The sequence below is a fragment of the Streptomyces sp. NPDC088197 genome, assembly GCF_044741185.1.
GTDB lineage: Bacteria > Actinomycetota > Actinomycetes > Streptomycetales > Streptomycetaceae > Actinacidiphila.
The window spans coordinates 92408-111738 of the sequence record NZ_JBIUSD010000009.1; the positions used below are offsets into that span (position 1 = coordinate 92408).

Below are 19331 nucleotides of genomic sequence, written 5' to 3' on the forward strand. Positions count from 1 at the left end.
CGGCCGCCGTGTCGATCCGCTCCCGCGCCGTTCGACCTTGGGGGTGAGAGGGTCGGAAAACGGGCCCCGGAGCGCGTCAGCGCTGAACGCACGGAACAGAACAGAGTGGAGACAGCCGTCATGGCGAAGTACATGCTGATCATGCGTGGTACGGACGAGTCCGTCGCGAAGATGATGGAGACCCCGTTCGACGAGATGCTGGAGACGGTCGGCCGGTTCAACGAAGAGCTGATCCGGGCCGGGGTCCTGGTGGCGGCGGAGGGGCTCGACGACCCGGGCCAGGGGGTCGTGGTCGACTTCAGCGGTGAGGCGCCGGTGGTCACCGACGGCCCGTACGGCGAGACGAAGGAGCTGTTCGGCGGCTTCTACCTGATCGACGTGGCCTCGAAGGAGGAAGCGGTCGAGTGGGCGAAGCGGCTGCCCGCCGTCGCCGGTTCGAAGTGCGAGGTGCGCCGGGTGCCGAGCATCGAGGAGTTCCCGCAGGACAACGAGTGGATCACCAAGGAGCGGGCGTGGCGCGAGCGGACGGGCCAGATCTGAGCGGGTCGGATCTGAGCGGGACGGTTCCTGACGGGCCGGATCTGAGCGGACCGGTTCCTGACGGGGTGGCTCGGGGCGGGTCGGTTCCTGACGAGGTGGCTCGGGGCGGGCCGGTTCCGGGTGGGTCGGCCCCCGGTGAGTCGGCTCCCGACGGACCGGCTCCCCGCAGTACGGAGGCCGCGCGCCGCGCCGTCGAGGCCGTCTGGCGGATCGAGTCGGCCCGCGTCGTCGCGGCCCTGGCCCGTTACACCGGGGACTTCGAACTGGCCGAGGACGTGGCGCAGGAGGCCCTGGCCGAGGCGCTGGTCGGCTGGTCACGCGACGGCACACCGGCGAACCCGGTGGGCTGGCTGCTCGCGACCGGGCGGCGGCGGGCGATCGACGCCTTCCGCCGCCGCTCGGCGCTGGACCAGCGGTACGCGCTGCTCGCGGGGGAGGCGGCCGAGGACGCGGGTACGGGCGTCGCCACGGGAAGGGCCGCGGGCCCGGATACGGGTGTGGGCTCGGCGGCCGACGCCGACCTGCCCTGGGACCCGGACCGTATCGACGACGACATCCTGGCCCTGATGTTCATCTCCTGCCATCCGGTCCTCTCGCCCGAGGCCCGCGTGGCCCTGACCCTGCGCGCGGTCGGCGGCCTGGCCAGCGAGGAGATCGCGCGCGCCTTCCTGGTGCCGGTGCCGACCGTCCAGGCGCGGATCACCCGTGCGAAACGTACGATCGCCGCCGCCGAGGTCCCGTTCGCCCTGCCCCCGGCCGAGGAACGGCGGGAACGGCTCGGCGGCGTCCTCAGCGTGCTCTACGTCATCTTCACCGAGGGGTCGACCGCGACGTCCGGCGACGACCTCCTCCGCCCCGACCTGGCCTACGAGGCGATCCGGCTCACCCGCGTACTGGCCGCCCTGCTGCCGCGCGAGCCCGAGGTGCACGGTCTGCTCGCCCTCTGCGAACTGACCGCCGCCCGCTTCCCCGCCCGCACCGGCCCCGACGGCGAGGCCGTACTCCTGGAGGACCAGAACCGGCGCCTGTGGGACCGCTCGGCGATCCGCCGTGGCCGGGCGGCTCTCGAACGCGCCTCCACCGTCGGGCGCGGCCTCGGCCCGTACGGCCTCCAGGCGGCCATCGCGGCCTGCCACGCCTCCGCGCCCTCCGTCGCCGCGACCGACTGGGAACGGATCGTCGTGCTCTACGAAGCCCTCGGCCGTATCGCCCCCTCGCCGGTCGTGGACCTCAACCGCGCGGTCGCCGTCGCGATGGCCCACGGGCCGCAGCCCGCCCTCGACCTCGTCGACGAACTCGCCGCCGCCGGTCACCTCTCCCACTCCCATCTCCTCCCCACCGTGCGCGGTGAACTCCTCGCCCGCCTCGGCCGCACCGCCGAAGCCCGCGCCGCACTCCAGCTCGCCGCCCGCCACTGCCCCAACACCCGCGAACGCGCCTTGCTGCTCCGCAAGGCCGATGCCCTGCCGATGCCGTGACCCCGTCCGGGCGTCAGCGGCGCGTCGGTGGCGGGGTCGGGGTGGGTGCCGGTGCCGGGGTTGAGGGGCGGTGCCGGTGCCGGACCGGCCGGGCCCGTGCTCGACCGGGGCGGCGGGCGCGTCACGCCGTGAGGACGACCTTCCCGGCGACCGTCCCCGACTCGGCCAGCCGGACCGCCTCCGCCACGCGTGCCAGCGGCAGTTGGGCCGCGACCCGGGCGGTGACGTCGCCGCGCTGGAGCGCGGCGAAGACCTCGGTGAGGTCGGCGCGCAGCCGGGCCCGGAAGCGGTCCTTGGCCAGGGCCTTTCCGGCCCAGAGGTTGTAGAAGTAGGCGCGGCGGCCGTTGGGCAGCGTGTTCCAGACCCAGACGCGGGCGATGATCTTGAGCACGGGCCACTGCTTGGAGCCCTCGTCGTTGAGCGTGGACGCGGTGCCGTAGGAGACGAGCGTGCCGCCGGGCGCGAGCAGCCGCCACGAGTCGACGACGCCCCGGCCGCCGACGTGGTCGAAGACGGCGTCCACCCCGCCGGGCGCGAGGGCGCGGACCTGGGCGGCGACGTCGCCCGCGCGGTAGTCGACCGGTGTGACGCCGCGCTCCCTGAGCGCGTCGTGGTGCCGTACGGACGCCGTGCCGATCACCTTGACGCCCGCGACCCGCGCCAGTTCGACCAGGACGGAGCCGACGCCGCCGTTCGCGCCGAGCACGAGGACGGTCTGTCCTGCGCGGACGCGCGCCTTGCGGTGCAGCATCTGCCAGGCGGTGGCGCCGTTGACCACCATCGCCTCGGCCTCCGCCGCGCCGACCCCCTCGGGCACCGGGACGGTGTCGGCGGCGTCGACCACGACGTGGCTGGCCCAGCCGCCGGTCTTGGTGAGCGCAGCGACCCGCGTGCCGACCAGGTCCGTGCCGACGCCCTCGCCCGCCGCCTGCACGGTGCCGACCAGGTCGTAACCCGGCACGAAGGGGAACGGGGGCTGGTCGTAGTAGCGGCCCCTGCGCATCTGCTGCTCGGCGAAGGAGACGCCGGTGGCCTCCATCCGCACCACGACCTGGCCGGGGCCCGGCGTGGGGACGGCGCCGTGCCTGACCTGGAGGTCCTCCGGCTCGACCTTGCCGGGCAGGACGACCTCGGTGAGTTCTTCGGTGGTGTTCATGGCGGCCTCCGCTGCGAGCTGCTCGTTACTGACGTTTGCGTTCGTTAGAAGTTCTAACACCTCACGATCGGGAGTGTCAATAGCGTTCGTGATAGCCTCTAACTAAAGGGAACGCGGACACGACGTACGGGCACGACGTACGGGAAGGAGGCAAGGCCAGTGGCTGAACCGGGTACGACCACCAGCACCCCGCGCGAGCGGTACCGGGCCCAGGTCCGCGAGGAGGTCAAGAAACACGCGTGGGAGCAGATCGCGACGGCGGGCGCCTCAGCGCTCTCCCTCAACGCCATCGCCAAACAGATGGGCATGAGCGGCCCCGCGCTCTACCGCTACTTCGCCGGGCGCGACGAACTCATCACCGAGCTGGTCAGGGACGGCTACCGCAGCCTCGCCGACACCTTCCTCAGCGTCCACGCCGCCGCCTCGGCCTACGACTCCCGGCCCGAACTGGTCGCCCTCGCCCACGCCCTGCGCGGCTGGGCCCTGGAGGACCCGCACCGCTACTTCCTCCTCTACGGCACGCCCGTCCCCGGCTACCACGCCCCCGACGACATCACCGGCATCGCGTCCGAGATCATGGCCGTCCTCCTGGACGCCTGCGTCGCCCTCGACCCCGACGCCACCGCCCCCGTCACCCCCTTCGACACCCACCTCGCCACCCACCGCGCATGGGCCGACCCCCACCCCGCCCCCACCACCGCCCTCCACCGCGCCCTCACCTGCTGGACCCGCCTCCACGGCGTCCTCTCCCTCGAAGCCGCCGGCCACTTCACCGGCATGTCCCTCGACCCCGCCCAGCTCTACGAAGCCGAACTCCACGCCCTCCTCAAACCCTGAGCTCACCGCCGCGCCAGGGCAGTTGGACCTATTCTGGGAATCGGCAGAGGCGCAACACGAAGACGCGATACGGACGGGGGGCCGGATGTCTTTTCTGCGGTTCGCGGGCGACGAGGTCAAGGACATGGCACGCAAGCTGGAGACCAGCGGCGACCAGATGAAGAGCGCTTCGAAGGAGATGAAGCACGCCAACACCAAGGAGATCGGCCACTCCGGCCTGGAATCGGCGTGTGACGACTTTGCCGACTCCTGGGACTACGGATTCGGCCAGCTCTCCAAACTCACCCAGGGCGTCTCGGAGTTCGCGAATCAGGCCGCCGAGGAGTTCGCCAAGATCGATCAGAAGCTCCTCGACGAACTCAAGAAGGCGGGCGAGGGCGGCGGCGAGTAATCCGTCCGCCGCTCGCCCCGCGGGCTCACTCCCCGCGCCTCGGCCTCAACCGTCGTGCTCCTGGGACGGATTGAAGGTGAACGTCCGCCCGATGTGTGCGAGCCGCCCGCTGTAGGAGTCCAGCAGGAAGAGCGACGGCGTCGAGATCGTCACGTAGACGCAGTAGTCGCGGGGCGCCGGGACGATCAGTTGCAGCGCCGCCACGGGCAGCGTCGGCCGTATTGTCGCCGCGGCGCCGGTAGGATCCTCGACTCCGGCCGCGGCGGCCATGCCCGCGGGGAGCGTCAGCAGCCGCAGCGAGGTCGACATCACGCCGGGCCCCGCGGGCAGCTTCGCGGCGATCAGGATGTCCTGCCTGCCCTGCACACCCTTGCCCAGAGGGAAGTTCAGCTCTTGAAGCCGGCCCTCGCGTGCGAAGAGCTTGCGCTGCTCCGCCTGGAAGATCGCCTCGGCGGCGAGCAACCGGTCCCGGTGCGTGCTGGGCCGTACCGTCACGGCCAGCAGGCCCATCGACAGGCGTTCGTCGCCCTCCACGTCCTCCGTACCCAGGCACATCGCGGTGAGGACGACGGTGTCCCCGCTGCCCGCGGCCAGACCCGGCAGACTGGCACGCATCTGCGCTCCCGCAGAAGCCAGTTGCTCCTCGTCGGCGTCGGGCATCAACGTGGCCAGCGCCTCGTGCCAGCCTTCGGACTCAGTGGGTTCCGGCAGCCGGATGAACTCGTCGGGTACCTGGTATCCGAACGCGTACGGGATCTCCCGCCCCGCGCCCTTTGCCGTGCCTTGGGCAGTCGGGCCGCTCACGCCGCTGTCCCGTACTGCCCCTGCTCCAGCCCCTTGGCGAAGCTGTTGCCCGCTGACGTCAAGGTCGTGGGGACGTCGAACGTCGGGCCGAGCGGGCCGGGCGCCATGACCGTGGGATTGTTGTCGGGCGCCTTGTAGTTGACGAATCCGGCGATCGGCCCGACTACGGGGATGTCGGAGATGTTCCAGTCGCCGTCGGTCCACCGGCCGTCGTTCGCGTTGGACCCGAGCGCGAAGCCCGCGCCGGTGACGGTGCCCACGAAGTCGAACACCTTGCCCGTGGCCACATACGTCCAGCCCTGCCCCGCCATGCTGAAACCGCGCAGGGTGTTGGCGACACCGCTGGGTATCTTGGCGATGTTGCCCAGAGCGCCGGGCCGGATCTTGCCGAGCGTCGCCACGATGCCTTCCGCGACCCGCAGTTCACGCCCCGCCTGTACCATCGCGCGCCCGGCCTTCATCATGCTGCCGCCCGCCAGACCGATACCGCCCGCGATCACACCCGCGGCGTCCCAGGCCAGAGTCTGCCAGGTCACACCTTCGGCGCCGCCGATCATCGCGGCGCTGTGCGCGGCGAGCGCGCCCACGCCGACGATGAAGCCGATCAGGCCGAGCGCCCCCACTCCGGTGCCGAGAGCCAGGGCGACCAGGCAGATCACGCCGATGACCATCGCGACGTCGGCGAGTATGTCGCCGACCAGTTTCCAGAAGTTCGGATCGGACAGGACGTTCCACGCGTCGGCGAGGAAGTCGGTGACGCTGTCGACCAGATTGTCGAACCAACCCGGCTTCGGCGGGGCGTCGTCGGTGGCGTCCTTCAGCGCGCGCGCCGTCGAGTCGGCCGCGGTGGTGTACTCGACGTGCAGAGTACGGGCGCGCCCCCGGACCGACTCCAGTTCGCCGTGCGCCGTGTCGTACGCCTGCTGCTTGCCCTTCTTGTCCCGCTCGTGCGCTTCCTTCTCCGTGTCGGACATCGTGGAGGTGTCCGCGGGAAGACCGGTCAAGGAACTCTTGGTCGAGTCGACCTTCCGCGCCGCGGCAGCCGCCTCTTCCTCCAGCCCGCGGGCCCGCGACTGGAAGCCGTCCAGACTGGTCTCCCAGCCCGCCAGGGCCCGGTGCGCCGAATTCACCGCGTCAAGGGCCTTCTTGAGATATGGCGGAATCTTTTCCACGGACTCCGTGAAGGCGTCGGCGGACTTCCCCACCCATACACCGTCCGAGGTGCCGATCTTGCTCAGTTGGCTCTGGGCGCTGCCGCTATTGTGGGCCACTTGCCCCACCGCGGAGACCATCAGACGGACGGTTTCCAGATCCCCCGGAGCCGGATCGAAGCCAAGGTTCGGATACTTCAACGAGCCCACGCTCGCCCCCCCATCCGCATGACGAACTCATGCCGCTTCGTTCAGAGATGACTTTTTCTTGACCAAGCTATAAGAAGATCCTTGCGGTATGGATGGTTCCGCCGAGTCCCGGATGCGGGTCCGCCGGCGGGGACCGGACAGAAGGTCATGCCAGACCACGGAGGCCGGAGGTCGTGATGTTCGTGGAGGCTCAGCTCAAGGCGCTGATGCGGGACGGGGCGCGGGGGGCGGCGCGGCATGAGGCGCGGAATCTGGTGGGGTCGTGGCGGAGATTCGCGGCGTTCGCCTTTGTCGCCGAGCAGTACGGCTACCGGTACGAGGGGATGGCGGCGACATCGCCGAAGGGGAGTCCGAATCCGTATTTCGGGTTCCGGCGGGAGGCGGACGCGGCGGAACGGGCGACCCTGGCCGCCGCGCGGTATCCCGAGGGACTGCGCGGCGGCCAGTTGCCGGGAATGCGGCCGGGACGGCGGCGGCTGCGGCCGTCGCCGGAGGTGCGAGAAGAGGTCGAGCTGCTGCACGCGCGTATTCAGGTGGACTACGCGCGAGGTCATCGCAGGCGCGGCCTGATCCAAGTAGTGGTGCTGCCGCTGGCGTTGCTGATCCCGCTGTCCCAGTTCGGGTTCACGGCGGGGCCGTTGCTCGTCTGCGGCGGTGTCTGGGCGTTCTTCGTCGGGTTGTGGGGGCTGGGGGTGCTGCTGTCCCGGCGGCGGTTGGTGAAGTACGGCGCCGTGTTGCGGGCCGCTGAGCGGGCTTAGGAGGTGGGGGCGGGGAGGGCTATGCGGGTGGTGGCGGGGGTGTGGGGGAGGGGGTGGCGGCCCGTGAGGACGGGGAGGCCGGTGGGGTCGGCGTACAGCTCGTAGCGGTAGAAGGCGACGGCGTACGCGGTGAGGGCGTCCTGCTGGTGGGCGGGGGTCAACTCCTGCGCCGGGCAGGTGCTGTCATCCTCGCCGAGCGAGGCCGGCGGGGTCCAGGACCGGTTGTAGTAGTTGTGGTTGGCGTGCTGGAGAGAGACGGAGAAGTCCGTCACGGTGTTCAGGCCCGCGATGTCGTCCAGATACTCCTGGCCCTGCTCGTGGACGGCTCCGTCACAGGTACTGGTGACGACCGCGAACGGCACCTTCGTATCGAGGGTGTCGCTGTTCTCGCCCTCCGGGTAGTCGAACTTGACCGGCGCCAGCGCGAGAACGGCCTTCACCCGTACGCCCGTCGGCCACTCGGCGCGGTGCTTGTCGGACGCCTGCCACATGGCGCCCTTGCCGCCGCGCGAGTGCCCCAGGGTGCCGACGCGCGTCATGTCGACGTGGCCGGTGAACGCGGGCGCGACCTCGCGGCCGGTCGCCGGGTCGGTGAAGCGGCCCTTCAGGGCGCCGCCGCCGTTGGCCAAGTCCCGCCACAGCCGCAGGTGTTCATTGATCAGGCGGGCGCGGTCGCCGTAGTCGAAGGACGTCATGTTGATGGCGTCGGCGCTGAGCGAGACCACGACGAAGCCGCGCTCGGCCAGCGCGCGGCCGAGGTAGTCGTAGCCCCGGTAGCTCGGGTACGGGTGCGAGCCCGCCGGGCACGGCCAGGTCTGCGCGTCCGCGTCGTCGCAGGCGTACCAGGAGCCGTGCGACATGACGACCAGCGGCAGCCGCCCGGTCAGATGACGCGGGTAGTGCACCACGGCCCGCACCTCGCTGACCGTGCCGGACTCCGGATCGGTGAACGCCGTGTCCCCGAGGTCGTATTCGGCGGTCCCGACGCCGGCGGCGGTCGTGGCGGCGGTCTCGGCGGTCGCATGCAGTACGGCGGCGACGGCCGGTGTCTGCGTGCCCGCCGCCAGGAGCCCGGCGGCCAGCAGCAGCGAGGCCGCCGCCGTGCGGACGGTGGATCGAAGAGGAGATCTCATACTCCGGTCAACACGCTGGAGCACCGGCCGAGTTGCCTCACCGGCCCCAGGCGTGTCAAAGACGATCACCAGCGACCTACTTGCCCTTCAGGATCTTCGCCAGCGACCGGTCGAGGGAGTCGGCGAGCGGCCCCGGGTCGATGGACGAGCCGCCGCCGCTGAACGGACCGGTGTCGGAGATCCAGTCGTGCAACTGCGCCTGGAGAAGCTGCGTGAGAGCGCCGTAGTACGGGGTGCGGGGGCGCTGCACCGCCTGGGTCAGCGCGGGCAGCAGCGTGGAAGCGGCGTACGCGGGGCGGCCGTCGGCGTCGCGCGGCATGTCGAGCGACTCCGACGACGCCGAGGCCCCCGGACTCGGAGAGCCGCCGGAACCGCCGGAACCGCCGGAACCCCCGGAACCCCCGGAACCCCCGGACCCCTTCGTGCCCGGCGCGAGCGTGCACCGCACCTTCGCGTCCTTGTACGCCGACTCCCGCGTCGCCGCGAATCCGGCGTCCAGCAGGCACCGCTCCGACTGCGCGTTCGTCAGGTACTTGACCAGGTCCAGCGCGTACTTCGCGCGCGGCGACCCCGCCGCCACCGCCAGATTCTGCCCGCCGAGCACGGCCTTCCCCGGCAGCCGCGCCACCTGCATCCGCGACGGGCCGAACGTCCGCGACAGCGCGCCGTACGCGTACGGCCAATGCCGCAGGAAGACGGTGTGGCCGGCCGCGAAGTCGCCGAGCGATGTCGACTCGTCGGAGGTGAGCGCCTCGGGCAGCGTCTCGTCATGGCCCGCGCGGGACTTCAACTCGCTCAAAGCCGCCCGCAGTTTGGCCGGATCGGCCGTGTAATGACCTTCGGTGTCCGCGAGTTGGACCCCCACCGAGGCGAACGCCTCGATGGCGTTGACCGTCAGCCCCTCGTACGCGCCGAGTTGGCTCGTCCACCCCGCCATGTAGCCCTTGGGCTGGTGGTCCTTGTCGGCGTCGACATCGCTGATGAGCGTCTGGAGCTCCTGCCAGGTGGTGTCGGCCTTCGGGAAGCTCGCCGGATCGATGCCGATGGCCTTGATGGTGTCGGCGCGGTAATAGAGCAGCCCCACATCGCTGTTGAAGGGCGCCGCGTAGGTGTGGCCGTCCCACCGTGCGGTGCCCGCGACGGACGGGATGACGTCCCCGTCGTCGAGATTCATCTGGTGGTCGAGCGGGCTGATCAGCCCGGCCTGCGCGAACTCCGGCACCCAGGTGACGTCCAGATTCACCACGTCGTACGCGGAACTGCCGGACTGGAGCGCGCCGAGCAACTGGCTGCGCTGCTGGTCGGCCTCGCCGGGCAGCTCGACCAGCCGCGCCGGGTGCCGCCTGCCCTCCGGCGTCCCGTTCCACTGCTCGATGAGCTGCTGGCGCACCCCGTCGCTGCCGGTCACGTCCAGACCGCTGGCCACGATGATCTCGCCGCCGCCGGTCGTCGTGGGCTGCGCGGCACGGCCCCCGCCGCCCCCGCCGGTGCACGCGGCGGCGGCGAGCGCGAGCAGGCACAGGGCGGCGGCGGTCGCCGCGCGACGCCGCCTCACCGGGCGTTCCCCGTTCCCGCGCGGGCGACGTCGTCGCGCAGCTCCGAGACCTGGCTGCTCGACGCGTTCAGACAGCGCCCGCCGCTGGTCCTGGCGATCTGCGCGCCGACCGAACCGGCAGCGCAGCCGCCGCCCGGCGCCAGGGACACCCACTCCACCGGTACGGGACGGGCGGCGATCCGCGCCAGCAGGTCGGGGAGATCCCGGCCCTTGAAGTGCTCGTCGTCCTCGTCGTCGGTGATGTAGACGATCAACTGCGCCCCGCCCGTGGCCTTCTGGCGCTCCGTCATCTCGGTGAGCGCGGCGTCCAGCGCGGGTCCCGGGTAGGACTCCTCGTCCACCAGCTTCGTCGCCTTGACCTCGCGGCGGATACCGGCCAGGTCGGAATGCCTGCCCAGCGGCACCAGTTGCTGCGTCGGCGGTTTGTCGACCACCGTCCACACGCCGTACGCGTCGTCCGGCCCGAAGGTGTCGAGCGACTGCGACAGCAGGTCGAGGGCGCCCGCGGAATTGCTCCAGTAGGTGTCCATCGAGCTGGACTTGTCCAGCAGATACAGCACCCGGCCGGGGCCGAGCGCGTGCCGGTAGCGGTCCAGCGCACTGCCCACGGCGGCGGCGTACCTCGCCAGCCACTGGGCGTCGGGCGGGTAGGTGCCGGGCATGACCGTACTGCCGGGAACGACGGCCCCGGAGCCCGTGTCCGTCGCCGTGCCGCTCGCGGAACCGCTGGTGGTGCCGGTCGCGCCCCCGGCCGTCCGGTAGCCGTCGTCGGTGAAGACCTTCTGCCCGGCCGCGCCGGTCAGCCAGGTGTGGAAACGGTCGACGGCGTCCTTCCTGGCCGTCGCGTCGCGCTCCGCGCCCTTCCACGTGACGTGCACGAACGGCAGGTCGAGCGGCGCGACATCGGCCGGATACTGCGGCGCGCGGGGATGGAGCCTGTTGTTGTCGCAGCCCACCCGCGCCTTGGCGTCCGCGTGCGTGTTGAACTGCGTCATCACCTGCTCGGGCACCAACACCGCCGCGTTGTCCTTCAGTTCGGGGTCCGCCCCGGCCAGCGCGCACATCAGCGCGTACGAGTCGGGCTGCGCGGGCCGCAGTTGGGCCGCCTGCCGCTCGAACTGCCCGACGACCGCGTCGCTCACGGGCGCGACGCCGTTCTGCCCGTACACCCCGACCGTCGCGAGCTGCGCCGAATCCGTGGACTCGGGATCGGCGCGGAGCACCGGCACCGTCTTGGGGTTGTTGCGCTTGAGCTGGTCGAGGAGCTGACCGAGCGGGGTGCCCGTGACCGAGGCCGGGGTACTGGCCAGGGTCGTCGGGATGGCCAGCACGACCGGGGTGTACGCGACCGGGCCGAGCGAGCCGAGCTCCACGTCGTCGCCTTTGCCGACAAGGGACTTGGCGCGGGCCAGGGTGACGTCGGAGCCCGGTATCCAGATGTCCGGCTGCGCGCCGATGTCGCGCTGCGGGCGCAGTTCACCGGTCGAGCGCGGCGTACGCCAGTCGGCCGCGTGCTGGAAACCGGTCACCGCGTCGGCGGACTTGGGGTCGACCAGGCTGATCCCGGAGCGGCGGCAGCCGCTCCCCGTATGGTTGGCGCCCGAGGTCAGATACGCGGCCACGGCCTTCTTCACGGTCGGCGCCGCGTCCGGGTCGGTGAGCAGCCGCAGTTCGACCGGCGGCGCGCAGGCCGTACTCCCGCCGACCCAGGTGTAGACGCCGTAGCCGCCTCCGGCGAGGAGCACCGCGAAGGCGGTGAACAGCGGGATCAGGACCTTGAGGTTGTGGCCCTTGCCGGGACCGGCTGTGCCCGAACTCTCCTTACGGGGACGGCCCTTGCGCTGCTCGCGCTCCCCAGGACGGCCGCGCTCCCCACGGCTTCCCCGCTCCCCGCGACCACCCCGTTCTCCACGGCTTCCGCGCTCTCCGCGACGGCCCCGTTCTCCGCGGCTTCCGCGCTCTCCGCGACGGCCCCGCCCCGTACGCCCCTCGCCCGCGCCGATCCCGGCCGCCGCGAGCGCCGCCCGCCACCAGGCCGCCCGGCCCGCGGCGTTCCGCCGGTCGATCTCCTCCAGCAGCCGCGGCGAGAGCCCGAGCAGCACGTCCTGCCGGGACTCGGCGGCGTGGTGACGCGGCACCCACGGGTCGTCGCCGCCTTCCGTGAACTTGTGCCGCATCGCCTCGTACAGCGCGGCCGACAGCGGGATCAGCTCGATCCGCGCGGCCTCTTCCGGCCCGACGTCCTCATCGGTCCTCGGCAGCCCGTCGTGCAGCAGCCGGATGAGCTGTTTGGTGTACGGCGTCGGCTCGTGCCCGTTGCCCCCCGGTATCCGGCGGTTGATCTGGACGGCGGTCAGCACCGAGATACGGTCCCTGCCGCGGTGCAGCGTGCCCGGCTTGAATTCGAGCAGCGCGTTGCCCGCGTAGCAGCAGTCCAGGATCACCACGATCCGGTCGACCAGCCGGCGTTCGGCGATGTCCCTGAGCCTGGGCAGCACATGGCTGCTCCAGGACACCGCCTCCGCGTAGTCGTCGCGGCCGATCCTGCGGGACTCGCCGACCAGCAGGTGGAAATTGTCGCCGTTGCGGTCCACTCCGCCGTGCCCGGCGAAGTAGAGCAGGAACAGGCCCTCGGCGGCCTTGGCCTCGTTCTCCAGGTGCGAGAGGAATTCGAGCTGGGTCCTGGGGAGCACCTGCCGGACCTCGTTGGCCCCGAACACCCCTCCGGCCATCAGGGTTTCGACCAACTGGCCGAGGTTGTGCCGCACGCCCGGCAGGTCGTCCAAGTGGTCGTACCGGTACACCCCGAAGAGCAGTGCGCGATTGGCCTTGCCGCGTGGGTCGTAAGCATGCGAGGACACGATGGCTAGGTGTTCCTTCCGCCTTCGTCGTCCTCCGGCTCCTCGTCGGCGTCGTCCGTGTCGTCCGCCCCGTTGCCCCCGTCGGCTGCGCCGTCCCCGTCCCCGTCCCCGTCCCCGGCCCCGTCCCCGTCGCCGCCGTCGACCCCGTCGCCCGCGCCGTCCGCCTGGACGTCGGTCACCATGGGGTGGTCGTCGCTGCTGCTGTTGGCCGCCCACGCGTGGGCGGCGACCTTCGCGCGGTTGTAGAGGTCCTCGAAGACCGGGGTGATGGCCGCGCCCGCGATCACCAGCACCAGTTCGACGAGGCCGCCGCTCATCGGCGGGCCGTCCCGCCGCTCCTCCGGGTCGTGCCGCCCGCCGTCGTACTCGCGGACCTCCGCCGTGAGCTGATGCGCGGCCTCGGCCTGCGCGAACCAGTCCTCCAGGCTCAGCCAGCGGTACAGCGCTTCCAGATCCTGCGCGTCGTCGCCAGTGACCCGAATCCGGATCCTGCGGCCCGGCTCCCCGTCCCCATGAGTCATAACTCACTACTCTTGCACGGACGCTGACACTCCGTCACTACCTTGCGCCGACGCGCCCCCACGGGTGATCCGCCGGCCCCCACGGGCGATCCGCCGGCCTCCACGGGTCGCCCGCCGGCCCCCGCGGGGCCGGTGCCCTGGGCGCGACGGCGAGCCGGCCTTTTTCGGGGGCGCGGGGAACCGCGCGCTCAGCCACGGTGTTCGCGCAGTTCACCACCGGCCCCAGCGGGGTAGTCCGGCTGTCGTCGGGCCACCGGCCCGGCGGTGGGCTGCTCGCGCGGTTCCCCGCGCTCCTTCGGGGCGCGCGCGGCCGTGACGCTTCCCGGCCGTCGGCCGGAGGGGGCGGAGCCGCGGCCGAGGGCGGCCGAGGTCACGGCCAGCGCCAGCGCCGCCGCGGCGAGGGCCGCGCCGAGCCAGTTCGGGGCGGTATAGCCGAGCCCGGCCGAGAGAAGGAGCCCGCCGAGCCACGCGGCCAGCGCGTTGCCGAGGTTGAAGGCGCCGATGTTGACGGCGGAGGCGAGCGTCGGGGCGCCGGACGCCTGGTCGAGCACCCGCTTCTGGAGCGGCGGGACGGTCGCGAAGCCGAGCGCGCCGATCAGGAAGACGGTCACGGCGGCGGCCACCTTGTTGTGCGCGGTGACGGTGAAGAGCGCGAGGACGAGCGAGAGCCCGCCGAGCGTGGCGTAGAGCATCGGCATCAGCCGCCGGTCGGCGTACCGGCCGCCGAGCAGATTCCCGCCGACCATGCCGAGCCCGAAGAGCACCAGCAGCCAGGTGACGGACGAGTCCGCGTAACCGGTCACGTTCGTCATCATCGGCGCGAGATACGTGATCGCGGCGAAGACGCCGCCGAAGCCGAGCACGGTCATGGCCATGGCGAGCAGCACCTGGACGTTGCGGAAGGCGGCCAGCTCGTGCCCGAGGCGTACGCCCTCGGGCCGGGGGATCTCGGGGACGAGCTTCGCGATGCCCGCGAGGCCGAGGACGCCGAAACCGGCGACGACGAAGAAGGTGACGCGCCACCCGGCGGACTGCCCGACGAAGGTGCCCAGCGGTACGCCGACCACGTTGGCCACGGTCAGGCCGGTGAACATCATCGCGATGGCCCCGGCCTTCTTCTCCGCGGCGACCAGACCGGCCGCGACGACCGAGCCGATGCCGAAGAAGGCGCCGTGCGCGAGGGAGGCCACGATGCGGCCCGCCAGCATGAGGGCGAAGGTGGGCGCGACCGCGGAGACGAGGTTCCCGGCGATGAAGAGCCCCATCAGGAGCATCAGCATCCGCTTGCGGGAGGTCTTGGTGCCGAGCACGGTCATCAGCGGCGCGCCGACGACGACGCCGAGCGCGTAGCCGGTCACCAGGAAGCCCGCGGTCGGGATGGACACCCCGAAGTCCCCGGCGATGTCGGGCAGCAGCCCGATGATCACGAATTCGGTCGTGCCGATGCCGAAGGCCCCGAGGGCCAGGGCGAGCAGCGCGAGCGGCATGGGAAACACCTTCCGGAGGAGAGGGGACGGAACCGGCGGTACGGACGGGTACGGGACCGGTGCGCGGTTAACCAGCGCCCACAATAATTGCAGACGCGGGATAAGTGCAAACGCCGCCTATTGCGGAAGCGGGCTATCCTGAAGACGCGGCCGACGACGACCGCGGGACCGGCCGGCGCGAACCGGCCGGTCGGGGACGAGGGTGGTGCGAGCCGCCGCGAGGCCGGTGGAGGAGCCGAGGATGACCGAGACCGTGGCGCTGGCCCAGGGCTGGTGCGCGCTGTCCCTGCTGCACGGCAGGATCGAGGCGCACATCGAGCGCGCGCTCCAGGCGGGGCACGAGCTGAGCGTGCGCGAGTTCTCGCTGCTCGACGTGCTCAGCAAGCAGCACAACGGCCCCGGCGGCCACCTCCAGATGAAGAAGGTCGCCGACGCGGTCGTGCTCAGCCAGAGCGCCACGACCCGGCTGGTCAGCCGCCTGGAGGACCGCGGCCTGCTGGTCCGCTACCTCTGCGACACCGACCGCCGCGGCATCTACACCGACGTCACGGAGACCGGGCTCGCCCTGCTCGCCGAGGCCCGCCCCACCAACGACCGCGCCCTGCGCGAAGCCCTCGACGAGGCCGCCCGCGAGCCCGAACTCGCGCCGCTGGTCCGTACGGTGGAGGCGCTCGGCGCCCGCTGAGCCCCGACCGCCTGACGCGTACGGCCGGGGCGACGAGCCATCAGCCGAGCCGGGCCGGGCCGAGCCGAGGCCGTGCGCCCCGGCCACCCCTCGCCCGCACCCCCCGCCCGTGATCCGCCGGGTCCCGGGCCGGGCCGCCCCCGCCCGCACCCCCGCCCGCGCCGCCGCTGGCACCCCTGCCCCGCGATTCGGTGAGGAAATCGGCGAGGAACGCCCTTGGGCGGTCGTCGCAAGGGTCCGGCGGGGGGCCGCGGGGCGATATGAGGAGATATGTACGCCATCCGAGTGGCCTGAGTGGTATCAGGCGATTTACGCTGTGTGAGGATGCGGCAGCTTCGGGGCGGAGACCCGAAGGACATCCGGTGGTAGAAGCGACTGCACTCAGCAAAGGAGGTGGCTGGAATGGCCACCGAATCGACCAACCCGACGACGGGAATCGATACCCACCCGGACCTGATGGCCCTTCGGGGCCGGTACGAGGAAGCGGCGGCGAAGCCATGGGCCGGTCTCGTTGAAGGTCTGGCCCTGCTGGCCGGGCTTTACCTGGCGATCTCGCCGTGGGTGGCCGGATTCACCGGCTTCCACGCTCTCACCGTGACCAACCTGATCCTCGGCATCGCCCTGGCCGTCCTGGCCCTGGGCTTCGGCTCCGTCCTGGAACGTACGCACGGACTGGGCTGGGCCGCCGTGGTGATCGGCGCGTTCACGATCGTCGCACCCTGGGTGGTGTCCGGTAGCCCCCACGTGCACAAGACCATCCTCAGCAACGTGATCACCGGAGCGGTGATCTGCCTGGTCGGACTCGCCACGATGGGCATGGGCATGCTCGGCCGTAGCCGGTCCAGGAGCCGTGGGCTCCCGGCCGGCGGCGGCCGGATGGGCTCGGACCGCGCGGAGCGCGGCTTCAGCTCGGACCGCGCGATGAGCACGGACCGCGGTGCGCGTTCCGACCGTGGGCTGGGCGCCGAGCGGAGGATCGACCCCGAGCGAAGGATCGATCCCGAGCGCTGATCCGGTACTGAGTCCGGAGCACCGACTCCGGAACCCGGTGGTACGGACGACCGCGAGGCCGCCCGTACCACCTTCACGTACCATCCGCCCCACCTACCACTCCTGAGCGCTGTTGTGAAGGGCTCGGGGAACTGAGATGCCGTGCGCTGTCCGTATGAGTGACAATGCGCCGTATGAAGATCGGCACCGACGGTGAACTCCCCGCGCCCGAGCGGGATTTGGGCTCGGACCCGGCTGTCTCGGACCCGGCTGTCTCAGGCCCGGCCGCCCCGGACCCGGCCGCCTCGGACTCGGCCCCCGACGTGATCGTGCGCCGCGCGACGGCCGCCGACGCGGACGCCCTCGTACGCCTCAGAGCCGTGATGCTCGACGCGATGGGCACGCGGGTCGGCGGGGACGACGCGCCGTGGCGGGCGCGGGCCCGTACGTGGTTCACCGAACGCCTCGCCGCCACGGGCGAGTTCGCCGCCTTCGTCGTGGACGACCCCGAACTGGGCGTGGTGAGCAACGCGGTGGGCGCCTGCGACCGGCACGCGCCGGGCCCGACCAACCTCAGCGGTCTGCACGGCCACATCTCCAACGTCTGCACCGACCCGCGCCGCCTGCGCCGCGGTTACGCGCGGGCCTGCATGGAGGCGGTGCTCGACTGGTTCGCCGACGAGACCCAGGCGCGGGTGATCAACCTCAACGCGACCGCGGACGGCGCCGGTCTCTACACCGGCCTCGGCTTCGCGACCCCGCCGCACCCCGCCCTCCAGGTCCGCCTCGACGGCACCATCGCGCCGGTCCCTGTCATTCGTCAGGAGCGGACCGGGCCCGGCCTCTCCTAGCGTCAGGCGGTGACGGCGGCCGGCGGGACCCGGCCGCCGACGCGACGGCCGGCGGGGGTCCGGCCGCGGACGGAGGGACATCACCATGCGCAGGATCACGCGGGGCGCCGCCGCGCTCGCAGCTCTGCTGGCAGTACAACGGCGGCGACTGCCGGATCACCCTGGAGCTGAACGACCACTGGTCGTACAACCTCACCCCGGTCAACTCGATCGTCTTGAACCGGCCCTGACCTGGGGCGGCGTGGCCTCGGCCGTCACCGCCCGCGTCGCGGGTCCACCGCGCAGCAGCGACGCGGTGGCGGCCAGCAGGCCCATCCCGGCCGCCGTCGCGAAGACGATCACCAGCCCGTGGTGGAAGGGCGCGGAGATCAGGTGCGGGAAGAACTCCTTCCCGGTCAGCACCGCCCTGTTGTGCGCGGGCAGCGTGTCCAGCACACCGGTCGGCCCGAGCAGCGTCTGCACCGGGTTGACCCCGAGGAAGGCCGAGAAGACCGTCGAGACCGGCGGCAGCGACGCCGCGTGGTGGGCCACGTCCGGCGGCACGCCCTGCGCGCGCAGCCCGCTGTCCAGCGCCGACGGCAGCCGGTCGGCCAGGCCCACGATCAGCAGCGAGAAGAACACCCCGATCGACAGCGACATCCCGGAGTTCTGGAACGTCGAGCGCATCCCGGACGCCGCGCCGCGGTCGGTGGCGGGCACGCTGCTCATGATCGCCGAGGTGTTCGGCGCGGAGAACATCCCCGAGCCGATCCCGTTGCACATGATCAGCAGCGCGAACGCCCAGTACGAGAACGTGATCGGCAGCAGGAGCAGGCCGACGAAGCTGAGCGAGAAGACCAGCAGACCGCCGGTGGTGAACGCCCGTACGCCGTACCGGTCGGACAGCCACCCGCACAGCGGCCCCGCGATCAGGAACCCGGCGGTCAGCGGCAGCAGGAAGATCCCGGCCCACAGCGGCGCGTCGTCGAACGCGTAGCCGTGCAGCGGCAGCCAGATGCCCTGGAGCCAGATGATCAGCATGAACTGGAGGCCGCCGCGGGCGACCGCCGCCAGCAGCGAGGCCGCGTTCCCCGCGGCGAAGGCGCGGCTGCGGAACAGCGCGAGCCGGAACATCGGCTGCGCCACGCGCGTCTCGACGACCACGAAGACGATGAGCAGCACGACGCCGGAGATCAGCCCGGTCAGCACCTTCGGGCTCAGCCAGCCCATGGTGTGGCCGCCGTAGGGCTGGATGCCGTAGGTGATGGAGACCAGCAGCAGACCGAGGCCGACGGCGAAGGTGAGATTGCCCCACCAGTCGATACGGGACTGCCTGCGCGTGGAGGTCTCGCGCAGCGAGCGGTAGGCCCACACGGTGCCGAGGATGCCGAACGGCAGATTGACCCAGAACACCGCCCGCCAGTCCCACGCCGACAGCAGCCCGCCCAGCACCAGGCCGACGAACTGGCCGGACAGCGCCGAGATCTGGTTGATGCCCAGCGCCATGCCGCGCTGCTCGGCGGGGAACGCGTCGGTGATGATCGCGGCGGAGTTCGCCATCAGCATGGAGCCGCCCACGGCCTGGACGATCCGCCAGCAGATCAGCCACATCGCGCCCGCGCCGCCGTGCGCGGGGTCGAAGGAGAGCGCGACCGAGGCGAGGGTGAAGACGACGAAGCCGAGGTTGTAGATCCGCACCCGGCCGACGATGTCGCCGAGCCGCCCGAGGGTGACCACCAGGACCGCGGTGACCAGCAGATACCCCATGATCATCCACAGCAGGTAGCTGATGTTCCCGGCCGCGAACGGGTCCAGGTGGATGCCGCGGAAGATCGCGGGCATCGAGATGATCACGATCGAGGAGTCCACGGTCGCCATGAACATCCCGAGGCTGGTGTTCGACAGCGCGATCCACTTGTAGCGGTCGGGGCGGGTGCCCGCGGG

At 71.7% G+C, this 19331-nt stretch carries 17 protein-coding genes; 8 read left to right on the plus strand and 9 right to left on the minus strand.

The annotated features are described in order from the left end of the window. Window positions 1–120: 120 nt before the first annotated feature. Together ACIOC1_RS22210 and ACIOC1_RS22215 are read left to right on the plus strand one after the other, a co-directional pair. Window positions 121–540, plus strand: a complete 420-nt coding sequence (locus ACIOC1_RS22210; RefSeq protein ID WP_188285869.1) for a YciI family protein — start codon at window positions 121–123, stop codon at window positions 538–540. Window positions 541–635: 95 nt separating this feature from the next. Further along, window positions 636–2018 (plus strand): RNA polymerase sigma factor, encoded by a 1383-nt coding sequence (locus tag ACIOC1_RS22215; RefSeq protein WP_401856144.1) that lies wholly within the window; start codon window positions 636–638, stop codon window positions 2016–2018. Between the two features lie 121 nt (window positions 2019–2139). On the opposite strand, the gene ACIOC1_RS22220 is transcribed toward ACIOC1_RS22215, so the two are convergent. Next, window positions 2140–3174 (minus strand): medium chain dehydrogenase/reductase family protein, encoded by a 1035-nt coding sequence (locus ACIOC1_RS22220; protein WP_401856145.1) that lies wholly within the window; start codon window positions 3172–3174, stop codon window positions 2140–2142. A 159-nt stretch (window positions 3175–3333) separates the two neighbouring features. On the opposite strand from ACIOC1_RS22220, the gene ACIOC1_RS22225 reads away from it, so the two are divergent. Next, window positions 3334–4011 carry a TetR/AcrR family transcriptional regulator gene (locus ACIOC1_RS22225; protein WP_355336372.1) on the plus strand — a complete coding sequence of 226 codons (678 nt, stop codon included), beginning with the start codon at window positions 3334–3336 and terminating at the stop codon, window positions 4009–4011. Window positions 4012–4096: 85 nt separating this feature from the next. After that, window positions 4097–4402 carry a hypothetical protein gene (locus ACIOC1_RS22230; protein WP_355336373.1) on the plus strand — a complete coding sequence of 102 codons (306 nt, stop codon included), beginning with the start codon at window positions 4097–4099 and terminating at the stop codon, window positions 4400–4402. Between the two features lie 45 nt (window positions 4403–4447). Here ACIOC1_RS22230 and ACIOC1_RS22235 read toward each other — a convergent pair whose 3' ends face one another. Both ACIOC1_RS22235 and ACIOC1_RS22240 read right to left on the minus strand, forming a co-directional pair. Continuing rightward, a complete protein-coding gene (locus ACIOC1_RS22235) occupies window positions 4448–5206 on the minus strand; it encodes a hypothetical protein (protein ID WP_355336374.1) in 759 nt (252 codons plus the stop codon). Next, on the minus strand, window positions 5203–6567 hold the full coding sequence (locus tag ACIOC1_RS22240; RefSeq protein ID WP_401856146.1) for a putative T7SS-secreted protein: 1365 nt from the start codon (window positions 6565–6567) through the stop codon (window positions 5203–5205). Before ACIOC1_RS22240 ends, ACIOC1_RS22235 begins: the two co-directional genes overlap by 4 nt. Before the next feature lie 176 nt (window positions 6568–6743). Here ACIOC1_RS22240 and ACIOC1_RS22245 point away from each other — a divergent pair, with 176 nt between their 5' ends. Beyond that, window positions 6744–7325 (plus strand): hypothetical protein, encoded by a 582-nt coding sequence (locus tag ACIOC1_RS22245; RefSeq protein WP_401310136.1) that lies wholly within the window; start codon window positions 6744–6746, stop codon window positions 7323–7325. Here the strand turns inward: ACIOC1_RS22245 and ACIOC1_RS22250 are convergent. From ACIOC1_RS22250 to ACIOC1_RS22270, 5 genes are all read right to left on the minus strand, one after another. Beyond that, on the minus strand, window positions 7322–8458 hold the full coding sequence (locus ACIOC1_RS22250; protein WP_401856147.1) for an alpha/beta hydrolase: 1137 nt from the start codon (window positions 8456–8458) through the stop codon (window positions 7322–7324). The genes ACIOC1_RS22245 and ACIOC1_RS22250 overlap by 4 nt on opposite strands. Window positions 8459–8534: 76 nt before the next feature. Further along, window positions 8535–10013, minus strand: coding sequence for an extracellular solute-binding protein (locus ACIOC1_RS22255; RefSeq protein WP_401856148.1), 1479 nt, complete (start codon window positions 10011–10013; stop codon window positions 8535–8537). Next, complete coding sequence (locus ACIOC1_RS22260) at window positions 10010–12874, minus strand: substrate-binding domain-containing protein (RefSeq protein WP_401856149.1); 2865 nt, start codon at window positions 12872–12874, stop codon at window positions 10010–10012. Before ACIOC1_RS22260 ends, ACIOC1_RS22255 begins: the two co-directional genes overlap by 4 nt. A gap of 5 nt (window positions 12875–12879) precedes the next feature. Next, window positions 12880–13395: a hypothetical protein gene (locus ACIOC1_RS22265; RefSeq protein ID WP_401856150.1), complete on the minus strand. Its 516-nt coding sequence runs from the start codon at window positions 13393–13395 to the stop codon at window positions 12880–12882. A gap of 188 nt (window positions 13396–13583) precedes the next feature. Continuing rightward, complete coding sequence (locus ACIOC1_RS22270; RefSeq protein ID WP_401856151.1) at window positions 13584–14882, minus strand: MFS transporter; 1299 nt, start codon at window positions 14880–14882, stop codon at window positions 13584–13586. A 241-nt stretch (window positions 14883–15123) separates the two neighbouring features. Between ACIOC1_RS22270 and ACIOC1_RS22275 the strand changes: the two genes are divergently transcribed. From ACIOC1_RS22275 to ACIOC1_RS22285, 3 genes are all read left to right on the plus strand, one after another. After that, window positions 15124–15567 (plus strand): MarR family transcriptional regulator, encoded by a 444-nt coding sequence (locus ACIOC1_RS22275; protein ID WP_391042971.1) that lies wholly within the window; start codon window positions 15124–15126, stop codon window positions 15565–15567. A gap of 402 nt (window positions 15568–15969) precedes the next feature. Beyond that, on the plus strand, window positions 15970–16578 hold the full coding sequence (locus ACIOC1_RS22280) for an SPW repeat protein (protein ID WP_391042974.1): 609 nt from the start codon (window positions 15970–15972) through the stop codon (window positions 16576–16578). Between the two features lie 173 nt (window positions 16579–16751). Next, on the plus strand, window positions 16752–17408 hold the full coding sequence (locus ACIOC1_RS22285) for a GNAT family N-acetyltransferase (protein WP_401309873.1): 657 nt from the start codon (window positions 16752–16754) through the stop codon (window positions 17406–17408). A gap of 201 nt (window positions 17409–17609) precedes the next feature. On the opposite strand, the gene ACIOC1_RS22290 is transcribed toward ACIOC1_RS22285, so the two are convergent. Further along, window positions 17610–19271: an MFS transporter gene (locus ACIOC1_RS22290; protein WP_401856241.1), complete on the minus strand. Its 1662-nt coding sequence runs from the start codon at window positions 19269–19271 to the stop codon at window positions 17610–17612. Between the last annotated feature and the right edge of the window lie 60 nt (window positions 19272–19331).